The following is a 13,984-nucleotide window of genomic DNA, read 5'->3' as shown; positions in this document are numbered from 1 at the left end:
TCCCTTTGCAGCCACAGCTGAGGCCACATGCATTTCGGCGTCTTTGATCTGTTCAAGATTGGTATCGGCCCTTCGTCCTCGCATACTGTGGGGCCGATGAAGGCTGCGCGGCTGTTCGTCGAGAAGGTGCAGCGCGAGCACGGCGCTGCGTCGGTGACCCGGCTGCAGACCGAGCTGTACGGTTCACTGGCCCTCACCGGCCTGGGTCACGGCACCGACAAGGCCGTCCTTCTGGGCCTGGAAGGCTGCGATCCGGCTTCCGTTGACCCGGATGAGATCCCGGCCCGGCTGGAGCGCATCCGCACGGACAATGAGCTGCGTCTGGCCGATGGCACGTCGCTGGTCTTCAACGAGAGGGAAGACCTCGATTTCCGCGGCGACGTGCGGCTTCCTTTCCATTCGAATGCGATGAAATTCAGAGCCTTTGATGCAAAAGGCGAAGTGCTGCTCGAGGAGATCTGGTATTCGATCGGCGGCGGTTTCGTCATCGACGAGCACGAGGCGGGGCGCAATTCGGCGGCCGAGGTCAAGGAGGGTGAACCCTACCCGTTCAACTCGGCCAGGGAATTGCTCGAGATCGGTGACCGCACCGGCCTGTCCATCCACCGCATCATGCTGGCGAATGAGCGCACCTTCCTGCCCGAGGACACCATCCGTGCCGGTATCGAGGAAATCTGGCGCGCCATGGAGGACTGTATCGACCGCGGCCTGACCGAGGACGGCACCCTGCCCGGCGGCCTCAACGTCAAGCGCCGCGCCCCGAAAATGTACCGCGATCTCAAGGCCGAGCCGGTCGACCCGGATGTCGATCCGTTGGCGGCCATGGACTGGATCAATTTGTGGGCCATGGCGGTCAATGAGGAGAATGCGGCCGGCGGCCGCGTCGTCACCGCACCGACCAATGGCGCGGCGGGCATCATTCCGGCGGTGGCGCGCTATTTCGACCATTACCACCGCGATGTCGACGACGAGGAAGCCCTGCAGCGCTTCTTCCTGACCGCCGCGGCAATCGGCTCGCTGTACAAGAAGAACGCCTCCATTTCCGGCGCCGAGGCGGGCTGTCAGGGCGAGGTCGGCGTGGCCTGCTCGATGGCAGCCGGAGCGCTGGCCGCGGCTATGGGCGCCAACAACCAGCAGATCGAGGATGCCGCCGAGATCGGCATGGAGCACAATCTCGGCCTGACCTGCGATCCGGTCGGCGGCCTGGTCCAGATCCCCTGTATCGAGCGCAATGCGATCGGTGCGATCAAGGCCATCGACGCCGCCCGCCTGGCCCTGCGCGCCACCTCGGCGGACATGAAGGTGTCGCTCGACCAAGTCATCGAAACGATGCGCCAGACCGGGGTCGACATGCAGGAAAAGTACAAGGAAACCAGCCAGGGCGGCCTGGCCGTAAACGTGGTGGCCTGCTGAGGCGAGACCGATCGGGTCTGGCCCGCCTTGCGCAAGATGCAAAAAAGGCGGCACCCAGGGTGCCGCCTTTTCGGTTACTCGGTTCCGGCAGAACCGGAAAGCCGGTGATTAGTGGTCATCGCCGTGATCGGCGTCGCCGGCATCGTCCATGCCGACTTCAGCTTCGACTTCGACTTCCGCTTCCATTTCAGCATGGCTCTCGCCCTCGCCGTGATGGCCGTCCATCTCCGCCTTGCAGGCGTCCGCCTGGGCACGGGTTTCTTCGTCGAGCGAGGCCATGATGTCCTCCTCGGTTTCGCCTGCCTCGTGACGCGCCATCAGGGTGGCGTGCAGGGCGGCGCAGTCGTCCGCAGCCGGCTGGGCCGCTTCGTGGTGGTCAGCGAAGGCAGCGGGAGCCAGTCCGAGCGCAAGCGCCGGGATAGCCAGGGACAGAATCGACTTCATGCTTATTCCTCTCAGGGAGTATTAAAGACAATCCAACTGCTCAGTAACCGCCCGGCGAACGCATCGGCACGACCGGTCCTGATCGACGCATTATACTTGAATCCGGAAGACGCCATAGATTTTTCTGCGGTGCCTACGAATCCAGACAATATGACGCGAAATTACTGATCTGTATCAGTTTATTTCGATGGACCAGACCGCAGGTGAGAACGATACGGCGATCGGCCCGCAAGTCTTGAGGAAAGTGTTGCAAGACCGCCGCATATCATCACCTCGTGGTGTCATATCCCCACGCGCTGCGGAGCGCGACCCGCCCGTTCGGCCGGTTGGCGGGCGGGCGTCCAGGCACGGAAAGGTCAGCAACCCGGCCCCAATGAGAAAGGGCGGCCCCACCGGGACCGCCCTCGCCTGCATGACATCCGGGTGACTAGGCCGCCTGGTGGCGGATCAGATTGTCCGAGACGGTGTACTTGGCCTCGGTCAGTTCGGCGACCTCGTCCAGCGTGGTGCCGGGCGACAGCTCGATGAGCTCCAGATGGTCACCCTTGACGTCGAACACGCCGAGATTGGTGATGATGCGGTCGACGCAGGCCTGGCCGGTCAGCGGCAGCGAGCATGCCTTGAGCACCTTGGATTCACCGCGCTTGTTGGCGTGGTCCATGACCACCACGACGCGCTTGACGCCGGCTACCAGGTCCATGGCCCCGCCCATGCCTTTGACCAGCTTGCCCGGGATCATCCAGTTGGCGATGTCGCCATTCTCCGACACTTCCATGGCGCCGAGGATGGACAGGTCGATATGCCCACCGCGGATCATGGCGAAACTGTCGGCGGAAGAGAAATAGGAGGTGCGACGCAGCTCGGTGATGGTCTGCTTGCCGGCATTGATCAGGTCGGCATCCACCTCCTCCTCGGTCGGAAAGGGGCCCATGCCCAGCATGCCGTTTTCCGACTGCAGGGTGACGTCGATATCGTCGGCGATGTGGTTGGCAACCAGGGTCGGGATGCCGATGCCGAGATTGACGTAGAAGCCGTCTTCCAGTTCCTGGGCGGCGCGGGCCGCCATGTCGTCACGTGTCCAGGCCATTAGACGCTCTCCTTCTCGCGCACCGTGCGCTGTTCGATCCGCTTCTCAAACTCGCCCTTGAACAGGCGCTGGACGAAAATGCCCGGCGTGTGGATGTGATCCGGATCGAGCTCGCCCAGTTCGACGATCTCCTCAACCTCGGCGATGGTCACCTTGCCGGCCGTGGCCATCATCGGGTTGAAATTGCGGGCCGTCTTGCGGAATACCAGATTGCCCTGCGGGTCGGCCTTCCAGGCCTTGACGATGGAGACATCGGCGGTCAACCCGGTCTCCATGATGTAGGTCTCGCCATTGAACTCGCGGTGCTCCTTGCCCTCGGCGATCAGCGTGCCGACGCCGGTCTTGGTGAAGAAGCCGGGAATGCCGGCCCCGCCGGCGCGGATGCGCTCGGCCAGCGTGCCCTGCGGGTTGAATTCCAGCTCCAGCTCCTCGGACAGGAACTGGCGCTCGAATTCCTTGTTCTCGCCGACATAGGACGACACCATCTTCTTGATTTGCTTGGCATCCAGCAGGATGCCGAGACCAAAACCATCGACCCCGCAATTGTTCGAGATCACCGTCAGGTCCTTGACGCCCATGGCGTGCAGCGCGGCGATCGAGTTTTCCGGAATGCCGCACAGGCCGAACCCGCCGGCCATCAGCGTCATGCCATCGAACACCAGCCCGTCGAGGGCGGATCTGGCGTCGGGATATACCTTTTTCATGCGGACCCCTGCTTCGGTTCTGTTCAAGTTGATATTCGGTTCATGTTTATGCTTCGAATGCAGCAAAATCTAGTCTTCCCTGCCACCCGTCTGCGGGCGCGCACTGCGCTTGCCCACTGCCCGGTCCAGCTTTTCGTCGACCGTGTCGGCGCTGTCCGGTTCCGACTCGATCTCCAGCACCTTGGCGCTGCGTCGCTCGATTTCGTCCTCGTCGAACCCCTGCCGGCTCCACTGGTGGCGTCGGTCCAGCTCGACCGCAAGGGCGCCGCCGAAGAAGACGGCATAGGCAGACCAGTAAATCCACAGCAAAAGAACCACAAGGGCTCCGATCGAGCCATAGACACTGGCGTCGATGACATAGCCGACATAGGTCGAGAACCCCTTGGATATCAGCAGCCAGAGCGTCGTCGAGACGATCGCCGCCACCCACGAGGCGCGCCAGCTCACCGATTCGCGCTGTCGCCGTCGCTGCATGGTCATGCGGTACAGCAGAACCAGGGCGATGAGCAGCACGGCACCCGAGGCTGTCCATTCATTGACGACCAGGCGGACATCCGGCGAGGCGACGCCGAGATAGCCGGACAGACGCCGGAAAAACACCGGGATGACGAGCACGGCCGCATTGGCGACCAGGACCAGTCCGGCCCCGATCATCAGGCTGACCATGGCGAGCAGGTTGAAATGCAGGACATTGCGCAGGTCCTGGCCGCTGGCGAGGTGGTTGAGGCCTGCTATCAGGGCCTTCATGCCCCGCGCCGCGGCAAACAGGGTCACCGCCAGGGCAATGAAACCGTTCAGTGACACCGCGGCCAGCGGGACGTTGGCGATACGTTCCATCTGGTCGAGCACGAAAGACTGGGCGCCACCCGGAATAATCTCGGCAAAGCGCGCGAACTGGGCTCGCGCATCTTCCATCGAGAACAGGAAGCCGTAGAGCGACATGGCCAGGGCCAGGGCGGGAAACAGGGCCAGCATGGAGAAGAAGGAGGCGCCGCCGGCGAACAGCATGACATCACGCGCCATCGAGCGCTGAATGGCGGCGATGACCGGCGCCACGACATGTCCGACCGGAACGGCCAGGCGTCGCGCCTGTTGCACGGCCGGGTGATCGGCCGGTACCAGTTTCCGGAGTGACTTGAGCATATCCCGTCGTTTACGACCTAGGGCGAACCGCGACTCGCTCATTCCGGCCCGGTCTCGCGACTGATGCCAAACATACGGTAAGCCCATGTCTTTTTCCAAGGCCGTTGACCTTCTCGAGCTGGCCAAACGCGCCAGCGGCCGCATCGGTGTTTCGCTGGACGAGATCGAGGCCGAGTTCGGCTGCGTGCGGCGCACTGCCCAGCGCATGACCGGGGCGCTGGAACAGGTGTTTCCCGACACCGAGGCCTATTTCGATGTCGAGGGGCACAAGCGCTGGCGTATCCCGCGGCGGCGCGTCGCCGAATTCTTTGCCCCCTCGGCCGACGAGATCGCGGCGCTGGAACTGGCCGCGCCGGTGCTCGATGCCGAGGGGCTGGGTGGCGAGGCGGCCAAGCTCCGTCAACTGCGCGAGACTATCAAGATCCTCACTCCCGAACGCCGCCTGATGCCGCTAGAAGCGGACGAGGAGGCGCTGCTGGAGGCCATGGGGCACGCCGCCCGCCCTGGCCCGCGTCCGGCCAATGACCCGGCCGTCGATGCCGCCATCGCCGAAGCCCTGAAGGGGCCGTTCGTCCTGCGCATCCAGTATCGGGGGCGCCGCGACGCGGCAGCGGCCGAGCGCCTGGTCGAGCCCTACGGACTGCTGCTCGGCGCCCGGCGGTATCTGGTTGCCCGCGACCGGCGCCGCGATGACAAGGTGATGCGTCATTATCGCGTCGAGGACATTTCCGCCGCCGAGGTGACGCCGGACTGGTTCGCCCGCGACCCGGACTTCTCGCTCGAAGACCACGCCCAGCGCGCCTTCGGCGTGTTCCAGAACCAGGCCGAATTCGGTCCGGTGGCATGGAAGTTCAGCCCCGACGCGGCGCCACACGCCGCCCGGTTCCGCTTTCACCCGCTGCAGAGCAATGAATGGCTGGAGGACGGCTCCCTGGTCGTCCGCTTCGAGGCCAGCGGACACCTGGAAATGGCCTGGCATCTCTATGCCTGGGGCGACCAGGTCGAGGTCCTTGAACCCCGGGCCCTTGCCGATCTGGTCGCTGGCCATCGCCGCTCCGATTTCCCCAGCCTGCCCTAGCGCACCCCGATACGCACGCTGTCTGAAGGTGTCCAGGACGGCATGGAATGTCCGTCGGACGAGCTCATCGCCAACAGGTAGCCCTTGGCGAGGTAGCGGCACACCGAGCGAAGGTCTTCCACGTGCAGGCAGTCCAGCGTGTCGCCGGGGCGCTGCATGCGGAAATAGCCGTCGCGGAAACGGTGCGGCTTCATGGTGCGCAGGGCACCGTTGGCACCTTCGATATAAGCGTTGATAGCGAGAGCCATCGTGTTCTCCATCCGTATACGAGCTTCGATGAAGACATCTTGCGGGCCGGGCGCGACAAAACCAGTCACCCCAGTTTCTGGCCTGGCAGACGCAGAAACGCCGGCCTTGGGGAGACCGGCGTTTCATCGACTCGCGTCGCGGTCGCAGACCGGCAGGCTGGCGAGGGACAAGAGAATGCCCGCGGGTCTCAGGGGCAGTCTCGGTAACTGCGCCTGAATACGATATGAATGCATTATGCAACTATCCGGAAAGCTTTGGTCTTGGATAACAACCGGACCTTGGGCTTCATTCGGACTCTCGCGACACATGGCGACCATTGACCAGACGGTGATTGACGCGGCAACCCTCGCCCACGAAGCCCTGCTGACCGGGCGGCCCGGCGGCAAGAGCCTCGACTGGCGTGGCATGGATCTGCGCGGGGCGTGCTTTGATGGCCGGGACCTGCGCGATGCCGACTTGAGCGGCGCCCGCCTCGACGGATGTTCGTTCAAGCTTGCGCAACTTGGCGGTGCCCGCCTGTCTGGTGCCAATCTGACTTCGGCAAACCTGGTCGGGGCCGATCTGAGCGGTGCCGATATGCGCGGTTGTGTGTTGGTTGAGGCGGATCTCACCGGCGCTCGCTGCGATCATGCCGATCTGCGGGAACTGGCCGTTCCCGATAACAACGGGGCCCTCAAGGCCCAGCCGGCCTGCCTCGACGGCGCCTGCCTGTCCGGCGCCAGCTTATCGCAAGCGAGACTGAACGCGGTCTCGGCCCGCAAAGCCGACTTTTCCGATACCTGCCTCAAGGGCGCCCGCTTCAATCGGGCGGACTTGTCGGGCAGCGTCTTCGCCGAGAGCCTGCTGGCCGGAACCGTGTTTGTCGGCGCGAATGTCAGCGATTGTGATTTCCGGGGAGCCGACCTGACCGCTGCGGATTTCAGCCAGGCCGGCCAAACAGACATGGTGACCGACGATGCAGCCGCGGCTCATACAGCGCAGCGACTCGACCCGGTCACCGTCACACGCCTGCTCGACAACCACGAAAAGCGGGTCACGAGCGACGGGCGCGAGGGCGAGCCCGCTGACCTGCAGGGCTGCGATCTGCGGGGCGCTGCCGATCTGACCGGGCGGGCCCTGACCGCGCTGCAGGCCCAGGGCGCCAATTTCAGCGGCCTTGACCTGCGCAACACCGAGCTCCAGGGCGCCCGCCTCGCCGGCGCCGACCTGCGCCACTGCAATCTTCGCGGGGCCGATTTGCGGGGTGCCGACCTGACCGGCGCCCGCTTGCGCCACAGCGATCTGCGCGGCGCCTGTCTGGGTCCGCTCGATCTCGGGCCCGGTCGCCGCCTGCCGACCTCACTCATGAACAGTGATTGCCGCTTTGCCGACATGCGCGGCGCCGAGCTCGCTCATGTGCGTGCCGAGGGCACCCGGCTGATCCTGACACGGATGGGCACGACGGAAGCCGGCTGCCTGCGGGCCGGCGGCGCGCAAACCGACAAGAGCATTCTGACCTGAGGGTCAGATGCCCCAGTCCTCAAGCACTGCATCGCGATCGGCTCCGGGCGCGCTCGTCGCCTGGATGGCGCCGGGCGTACGCGAAAAGCGCGGGGCCGGCGCGGGCTGGCGCACGCCGTCCCGTTCAACCTGGCAGCCCCGCTCGCGGATGTGCGGATGCTCGGCGGCTTCCAGGTAATCGAGCACCGGCGCAAAGCAGGCGTCCGTGCCTTCGAGCAACTCGCACCATTCATCGCGGGTTCGCTGGCGGAATATTTCCGCGAATGCAGCCTTGGCCTCGTTCCAGTTGGCGCCGCTCCAGTCGGCCGGATAATCCGCCACGCTGACGCCGATTTTCTCGCACAGCAGGGCATGGAATTCTGGCTCCAGCGGGCCCACGGAGACGTGCTTGCCATCACGGCATTCGTAAGTCGTGTAGAAATGCGCCGCTCCGTCGAGCAGGTTCCTGCCCCGCTTCGGCGACCATAATCCGAGGGCTGCCAGCTGGTATTGCGACGCCATCAGCGAGGTCGCCCCGTCGACGATGGCCGCGTCGACCACCTGCCCCTCCCCGCTCGCCTTGGCATGATGAAGGGCGGCCAGGACCCCGAAGGCGAGATACATGGCACCGCCCCCGAAATCGCCGACCAGGTTGAGCGGTACGGCGGGACGCTCCCGGTCTCCAATGGCACCGAGGGCACCGGACAGGGCAATATAATTGATGTCATGTCCGGCCGCGTGGGCGAGTGGGCCGTGCTGGCCCCACCCCGTCATGCGGCCATAAACCAGGGCCGGATTGGCAGCCAGGGCGACATCCGGCCCCAGGCCCAGCCGTTCCATGACGCCCGGGCGGTAGCCCTCCAGCAATATGTCGGCCTGCCCGATAAGCTTTTTGCCCAGTTCGATTTCGTCCGCCTGCTTCAGGTCGAGACAGACGGACCGGCGTCCGCGACCGAGAATCTCGGCCGGGCCGAGGCCGGCTGCGCCCGGGCGGTCGATGCGCACCACGTCGGCGCCCATGTCGGACAGCATCATGGCGCAGAACGGCGCCGGGCCGAGCCCGACGAATTCCAGAACTTTAACGCCTTTTAGAGGACCTTGCGTTGTCATGGTTACCGACTTCCTCGCGATTCGTTGATTGTGAAGCGTGGCATCTGTGACAAGATCTCCAAATACAGGCGGGCCGAAAATGTCGGCAGGGGGAAATATGGGCCGGGAACTCGACGTTCTGATCCATGCCGGATCGGATGCTCCATCCGACATGGTCGAAGCGCTTCAACGCCTGGCTTTGCAGGTGCGTGTGGTGCGCGGTGACAGTCCACCGCCGCGGCGGCGGCGGATCTGGGCCGCCGGTGTCATCCTTGCCGAGACCGACCAGGATGTCATCGACGGTCTGGCTGCGTTCCAGCGCTTCGCGCCCGGCGAACGTCCGGTTCTGGTGGTGGGACCTGGCCGTATCGGACCTCAGGACCAGATCGACGCCTGGATGCGCTCACCGGCACCACCGGTTCAGATCGCTGCTCGGGTGCGCGCGCTGGTGCGCTTGCACACCATGGAGATCATTGCCCGCCACCGCACCGAAGCGACGGCGCTGTACGGACGTCGCGGCGATGGCGTTGAACGCCGGGAACCCAAACCCTGCGTGCTCTATGTCGGCGACGCCTCGCCGCGCTTCATGGCGCTGAGATTTGCCCTCGAACAGGAAGGCGCGGAGCTGATCGCCGCCTTCTCGTCCTACTCGGCCTTTGACTATCTCCATGAACGTCCGTTTGACGCCGTCGTGCTCAATGCCACCGGGAAGCGCGACATCGCCTTCACCATTTCCTCGGCCATGCGGCGCAATGCCCGGCTCTACCACACGCCGGTTCTGCTCCTGACCGACCAGGTCGACAGCGAAATGGCGGAAGAAGCGTTTGCCCGCGGTGTGTCCGACATCCTGCCGCCGTCCAGCGACGAAGCGGAACTGCGAGAGCGCATCATGACGCTGACGGCCGAGCGCCGCCGCCGCCGCCAGGCCAAGGCCGCGCTGGAAGCCTGCCGCGAACCGCGCACGTTGGAGATCGAGACCGGCCTGTTCCAGCCCGGCTTCCTGACGTCGCACATTGCCGACCTGCTCCAGGCCAGCGCCCGTGATGAACTGCAATTCTCCGCCATCGCCCTCGAAGTGCTGCTGCCGGAAGGCGCAAACCAGCCCGATGCTGCTTCAGCCGAGAAAGCGCGGCGCCAGTTCGCGGCCATGCTGCGCCATCTGCTGAGGTCCGAAGACGGCGCCTGCCGGATTGCCTCTTCGGTGTTTCTTGCCGTCCTGCCCTTCACCGACGCGGCCGGCATCGGCTCCGTCGCGGCGCGCGTGTCGGCGATCGCCGAATGCACAGCGTTCGAAAGCCAGGACCCGCTCCAGCCATTCCGGCTGAGCGTTCGGGCCGCACCGGTCCTCGTGCGCCCGGGGGAAACGGCCGACGAGCTGGTCGACCGCGCTGTGAGGAGTCTGCGCTCAAACGTCTCGCCCCTGTCGGCACAAGGCTGAGCGACCTCAGGCCGGCATTGCCTCGGCCTTGCCCCGTGCCAGATCGGCCAGCGGCTGCATGGCGCGCTCGATGGCCCGCAGCCGGTCCTCCGGTGCATCCCACTCGGCCCGCAGGACAAGCTTCTGGTCCGGTCGCACTTTCCAGAGGGCCGGATTCTTCGAGATGTGCTCGACCAGGCCGCGCGGATCGGCAAACCGGTTATTGCGGAAGTGCACGACGGCGCCCTTGGGCCCGGCATCGACTTTCTCCACCCCGGCCTGCTTGCACAGGGCCTTGACTGCAACCACCCGCATCAGCGTTTCCACTTCCTGCGGCAGCGGCCCGAACCGGTCGATCAGTTCGGCGGCGAAGCCTTCGCGTTCCGCCTTGTCCTCGAGCGAAGACAGGCGACGATAAAGCTGCAGTCGGACGTCGAGGTCCGGCACGTAATGATCGGGGATCAGCACGGCCGCCCCGGCATTGATTTGCGGTGACCAGTCCTGGTCATCCTCTTCACTGCCACCGGAACGTAGAGAGGCCACCGCCTCTTCCAGCATCGACTGGTACAGTTCGACACCGACATCCTTGATATGGCCGGACTGTTCCTCGCCGAGCAGATTACCGCCGCCGCGCAGATCGAGATCATGCGAAGCAAGAGTGAAACCGGCACCCAGCGAATCCAGCGACTGCATCACTTTCAAACGGCGCTCGGCGCTTTCGGTGATCTTCTGTCGGGCCGGGGTTGTCAGATAGGCATAGGCACGCGTCTTGGAGCGCCCGACACGGCCGCGCAACTGGTAGAGCTGGGACAGGCCGAAACGGTCTGCGCGATGGATGACCAGCGTGTTGGCGGTCGGGATATCAATGCCGGATTCGACGATCGTGGTGGACAGGAGCACGTCGTAACGACCTTCGTAGAAGGCCGTCATGATGTCTTCCAGCTGGGTCGGCGCCATCTGCCCGTGCGCCGCCACATAGGTCACTTCCGGCACGCTTTCGCGCAGGAATTTGGTTGCCTCTTCCAGATCGCTGATCCGTGGGACGACGAAGAAGGCCTGGCCGCCGCGATACTTCTCTCGCAACAGCGCTTCGCGAACGGATACCGGGTCGAACGGTGCCACATAGGTGCGTACCGCCAGCCGGTCGACCGGCGGCGTGGCGATCAGGGAAAGGTCGCGAATCCCGGTCAGGGCCAGTTGCAGCGTGCGCGGGATCGGCGTCGCGGTCAGCGTCAGCACATGTACCCCGGAGCGCAATTCCTTCAGCCGTTCCTTATGCTTGACCCCGAAATGCTGCTCCTCGTCGACAACCAGCAGACCGAGGTCGGAAAATTTCACGTTCTTGGCCAGCAGGGCGTGTGTGCCGACGACGATTTCCACCGTCCCCTCGGCCAGACCGTCCCGCGTCGCCTTGGCCTCCTTGGTGCCCACCAGGCGCGACAAGTGCCGCACCTTGACCGGCCAGCCGCGGAACCGTTCGGAGAAGGTCTTGTAATGCTGGCGCGCCAGCAGGGTCGTCGGCGCCACAACCGCGACCTGCTGACCGGACATGGCCACCACGAAGGCCGCCCTCAGCGCCACTTCGGTCTTGCCGAAGCCGACATCGCCGCAGATCAGGCGGTCCATCGGCCGACCCCGGGCCAGGTCGGAGAACACGTCGTCGACGGCATTGAGCTGGTCGTCGGTCTCCGCATAGGGGAAGGCCGAGCTGAACTCGTCATAAATGCCGCTCGCCGGCTCGATCGGCTCGGCCGTGCGCGACAGTCGCTTGGCGGCGATCTTAATGAGCTGGTCGGCCATGTCCCGCAGGCGTTTCTTGGCCTTCGCCTTGCGCGCCTGCCAGGCCACGCCGCCGAGCTTGTCGAGCTGCGCGGTCTCGCTGTCGGCGCCGTAGCGCGACAGCAGTTCGATATTCTCCACCGGCAGGTAGAGACGGGCCTCGCCGGCATACTCAAGCTCGATGCAATCGTGCGGCGCGTCCTGTACCGGCAGGGTTTTGAGGCCGATGAAACGTCCCAGGCCATGGTCGGCATGGATGACCAGGTCGCCGGGCGTCATGGCGCCGGCCTCGACAATGATGTCGGCCGATTTGCGCTTGCGGCGGGGGCGCGCCAGCCGGTCGCCGAGAATGTCCTGCTCGGAGATCACCGCCAGCGTGTCGGTCTCGAAACCATGCTCCAGCGGCAGCACCACACGGGCGACCTGCCTGGGCTTCAGCCCGGTCACATCGCTCCAGCGATCGACCAGGGCGGTCTTGCCGACGCCGTGATCGGCGAGCACGGACGCCAGCCGCTCCGAGGCCCCGAGGGTCCAAGACGCCAGCACCACCCGCTTGCCCACCTTGCCGAGGTCGGCAATGTGCGACGCCGCGGCGTCGAACACATTGACCTCCTGGGCCGTACGTTCTGCGGTGAAATTGCGCCCCTGCTTGCCGCCCACATCGATGCTTTGCGGGCCCGGGTCCCGGAAGGCGGTGAAATGGCGCTGCGGACGCTCGGCGAGCCCGGCCTCCCAGTCGGCCCGGTCGAGATACAGCGCTTCCGGCTTGAGCGCGCGGTAGGCCGGTGCCGACAGGCTGGATTCGTGCTTGCTCTCAGCCACCGACTGGCGCGCCTCGTAATAGTCGCGCACCTGGGACACGCGTTCGTCGAGCGCTTCCTCGGCCAGCTGGTCAACGGCGATCAGGCTGTCTTCGGGCAGGTAATCGAACAGGGTTGCGGTCTGCTCGTAGAACAGCGGCAGCCAGTGCTCCACGCCGGCCGGCCGAGCCCCGGCGCTCACCGCTTCATAGACCGGGTCGCCGCCCTGCACTGCCCCGAAGGTCTTCACGAAGCCCGAGCGGAAGCGCGAAATACTGTCGTCGTCGATCAGCACCTCGCTGACCGGCCGGAATTCGATCCCGTCGAGCTGGCGGGTCGAGCGCTGGGTTTCCGGGTCAAAGCCGCGGATCGATTCCAGCGTGTCACCGAAGAAATCCAGACGCACCGGCTCGCTGGCGCCCGGCGGGTAGACGTCGACCACGCCGCCGCGCACGGCATAATCACCGGGCTCCATGACGGTCGCCGTACGGGCGTAGCCGTTGACCGAGAAATGCGCCTTGAGCACTTCGACATCGACGCTGGCACCGGGACGCACCGCAATCGCCGACTGGGCCATCACGGCGCTGGGAGGCACCCTCTGGGTAACGGCGTTGATGGTGGTGACCAGCAATGTCGTGCCGCCGAGATCCTTGGCCGCCAGGCGGGCCAGCGTTGCAGCCCGGCGCGCGGCCACTCGTGGCGACGGCGAGATCCGGTCGTAGGGCTGGCAGTCCCACGCGGGAAGCCGAAGCAATTCCAGGTCCGGGGCAAAGAATTCGAGCGCTGCCACAAAGGCTGCCGCGCGGCTGTCATCGCGGGCCACGAACATGCTGAGGCCGCCGCGCAGGCGCGCCGCGTCGGCAAAGACAAGCGCGTCCAGTCCTTCCGGAGCACCGCCGACAACGGCGCGCCCCTTTACGGCGGCGATCATCTCGATATCGGCCGGTGCGTCGCTTGCCATCGTCCGGATCAGCCTTTCGGACCGTCGCCATAGGCGGCGTCGCTGTGGGCCCGGAACTCACGCAGGCGTGCCATCACCGGGGTCTCGAACTCGGGCGGGGTCGGGGTGCGCCCGATGATCCATTCATAAATGTCTTGGTCGGGCTGATCGAGCAGATGCTCGTAGGCGTCGAGGTCCGCCTGCCCCATGGCGTCGAGATTGTTGTCGGCAAAGCGTCCGAGAATGAGGTCGGCTTCCTTGAAGCCACGGCGCCAGGCACGGATCTTCAGCTTCTTGCGCTGGATTTCGAGAGCATCGGTCATGCGCCGCATATAGGGCCTGACAAAGCCCTCGTCGACCAG

At 65.2% G+C, this 13,984-nt stretch carries 12 protein-coding genes; 4 read left to right on the top strand and 8 right to left on the bottom strand.

Going from position 1 to position 13,984, the window contains the following annotated elements:
- Positions 1-27: 27 nt before the first annotated feature.
- A complete protein-coding gene (locus ACXYMR_RS08195; RefSeq protein WP_458942364.1) occupies positions 28-1,413 on the top strand; it encodes an L-serine ammonia-lyase in 1,386 nt (461 codons plus the stop codon).
- Between the two features lie 108 nt (positions 1,414-1,521).
- Here the strand turns inward: ACXYMR_RS08195 and ACXYMR_RS08190 are convergent, their stop codons facing one another.
- From ACXYMR_RS08190 to ACXYMR_RS08175, 4 genes are all read right to left on the bottom strand, one after another.
- Positions 1,522-1,857 (bottom strand): hypothetical protein, encoded by a 336-nt coding sequence (locus ACXYMR_RS08190; RefSeq protein WP_458942363.1) that lies wholly within the window; start codon positions 1,855-1,857, stop codon positions 1,522-1,524.
- Between the two features lie 427 nt (positions 1,858-2,284).
- Positions 2,285-2,944: a 3-oxoacid CoA-transferase subunit B gene (locus ACXYMR_RS08185; protein ID WP_458942362.1), complete on the bottom strand. Its 660-nt coding sequence runs from the start codon at positions 2,942-2,944 to the stop codon at positions 2,285-2,287.
- Complete coding sequence (locus tag ACXYMR_RS08180; protein WP_458942361.1) at positions 2,944-3,648, bottom strand: CoA transferase subunit A; 705 nt, start codon at positions 3,646-3,648, stop codon at positions 2,944-2,946. The genes ACXYMR_RS08185 and ACXYMR_RS08180 overlap by 1 nt, the downstream gene beginning before the upstream one ends.
- Before the next feature lie 69 nt (positions 3,649-3,717).
- Positions 3,718-4,791 carry a YihY/virulence factor BrkB family protein gene (locus ACXYMR_RS08175; protein ID WP_458942360.1) on the bottom strand — a complete coding sequence of 358 codons (1,074 nt, stop codon included), beginning with the start codon at positions 4,789-4,791 and terminating at the stop codon, positions 3,718-3,720.
- A gap of 85 nt (positions 4,792-4,876) precedes the next feature.
- Between ACXYMR_RS08175 and ACXYMR_RS08170 the strand changes: the two genes are divergently transcribed.
- Entirely contained in the window at positions 4,877-5,869 is a 993-nt protein-coding gene (locus ACXYMR_RS08170) for a helix-turn-helix transcriptional regulator (RefSeq protein WP_458942359.1), read from the top strand.
- Here ACXYMR_RS08170 and ACXYMR_RS08165 read toward each other — a convergent pair.
- Positions 5,866-6,117 (bottom strand): hypothetical protein, encoded by a 252-nt coding sequence (locus ACXYMR_RS08165; RefSeq protein WP_458942358.1) that lies wholly within the window; start codon positions 6,115-6,117, stop codon positions 5,866-5,868. The genes ACXYMR_RS08170 and ACXYMR_RS08165 overlap by 4 nt on opposite strands.
- 307 nt (positions 6,118-6,424) lie before the next feature.
- On the opposite strand from ACXYMR_RS08165, the gene ACXYMR_RS08160 reads away from it, so the two are divergent.
- Positions 6,425-7,618 carry a pentapeptide repeat-containing protein gene (locus ACXYMR_RS08160; RefSeq protein ID WP_458942357.1) on the top strand — a complete coding sequence of 398 codons (1,194 nt, stop codon included), beginning with the start codon at positions 6,425-6,427 and terminating at the stop codon, positions 7,616-7,618.
- A 3-nt stretch (positions 7,619-7,621) separates the two neighbouring features.
- Here the strand turns inward: ACXYMR_RS08160 and ACXYMR_RS08155 are convergent, their stop codons facing one another.
- Positions 7,622-8,707, bottom strand: coding sequence for a CaiB/BaiF CoA transferase family protein (locus tag ACXYMR_RS08155; protein WP_458942356.1), 1,086 nt, complete (start codon positions 8,705-8,707; stop codon positions 7,622-7,624).
- 79 nt (positions 8,708-8,786) lie between these two features.
- Between ACXYMR_RS08155 and ACXYMR_RS08150 the strand changes: the two genes are divergently transcribed.
- On the top strand, positions 8,787-10,124 hold the full coding sequence (locus ACXYMR_RS08150; protein ID WP_458942355.1) for a PleD family two-component system response regulator: 1,338 nt from the start codon (positions 8,787-8,789) through the stop codon (positions 10,122-10,124).
- A 6-nt stretch (positions 10,125-10,130) separates the two neighbouring features.
- On the opposite strand, the gene mfd is transcribed toward ACXYMR_RS08150, so the two are convergent.
- Both mfd and ACXYMR_RS08140 read right to left on the bottom strand, forming a co-directional pair.
- Entirely contained in the window at positions 10,131-13,643 is a 3,513-nt protein-coding gene (mfd, locus tag ACXYMR_RS08145) for a transcription-repair coupling factor (RefSeq protein WP_458942354.1), read from the bottom strand.
- Between the two features lie 8 nt (positions 13,644-13,651).
- A complete protein-coding gene (locus ACXYMR_RS08140) occupies positions 13,652-13,945 on the bottom strand; it encodes an FAD assembly factor SdhE (RefSeq protein WP_458942353.1) in 294 nt (97 codons plus the stop codon).
- Positions 13,946-13,984: the final 39 nt, after the last annotated feature.

This window comes from Maricaulis sp. CAU 1757, assembly GCF_054482675.1.
Note: the sequence above shows the minus strand (reverse complement) of the source record. Positions and strands in the feature narration are given on the sequence as shown.

Excerpts from the sequence above, each read along its gene's own strand:
- ACXYMR_RS08195 (WP_458942364.1), top strand. The coding sequence starts at position 28 with ATGCATTTCGGCGTCTTTGATCTGTTCAAGATTGGTATCGGCCCTTCG.
- ACXYMR_RS08190 (WP_458942363.1), bottom strand. The coding sequence starts at position 1,857 with ATGAAGTCGATTCTGTCCCTGGCTATCCCGGCGCTTGCGCTCGGACTG.
- ACXYMR_RS08185 (WP_458942362.1), bottom strand. The coding sequence starts at position 2,944 with ATGGCCTGGACACGTGACGACATGGCGGCCCGCGCCGCCCAGGAACTG.
- ACXYMR_RS08180 (WP_458942361.1), bottom strand. The coding sequence starts at position 3,648 with ATGAAAAAGGTATATCCCGACGCCAGATCCGCCCTCGACGGGCTGGTG.
- ACXYMR_RS08175 (WP_458942360.1), bottom strand. The coding sequence starts at position 4,791 with ATGCTCAAGTCACTCCGGAAACTGGTACCGGCCGATCACCCGGCCGTG.
- ACXYMR_RS08170 (WP_458942359.1), top strand. The coding sequence starts at position 4,877 with ATGTCTTTTTCCAAGGCCGTTGACCTTCTCGAGCTGGCCAAACGCGCC.
- ACXYMR_RS08165 (WP_458942358.1), bottom strand. The coding sequence starts at position 6,117 with ATGGCTCTCGCTATCAACGCTTATATCGAAGGTGCCAACGGTGCCCTG.
- ACXYMR_RS08160 (WP_458942357.1), top strand. The coding sequence starts at position 6,425 with ATGGCGACCATTGACCAGACGGTGATTGACGCGGCAACCCTCGCCCAC.
- ACXYMR_RS08155 (WP_458942356.1), bottom strand. The coding sequence starts at position 8,707 with ATGACAACGCAAGGTCCTCTAAAAGGCGTTAAAGTTCTGGAATTCGTC.
- ACXYMR_RS08150 (WP_458942355.1), top strand. The coding sequence starts at position 8,787 with ATGTCGGCAGGGGGAAATATGGGCCGGGAACTCGACGTTCTGATCCAT.
- mfd (WP_458942354.1), bottom strand. The coding sequence starts at position 13,643 with ATGGCAAGCGACGCACCGGCCGATATCGAGATGATCGCCGCCGTAAAG.
- ACXYMR_RS08140 (WP_458942353.1), bottom strand. The coding sequence starts at position 13,945 with ATGACCGATGCTCTCGAAATCCAGCGCAAGAAGCTGAAGATCCGTGCC.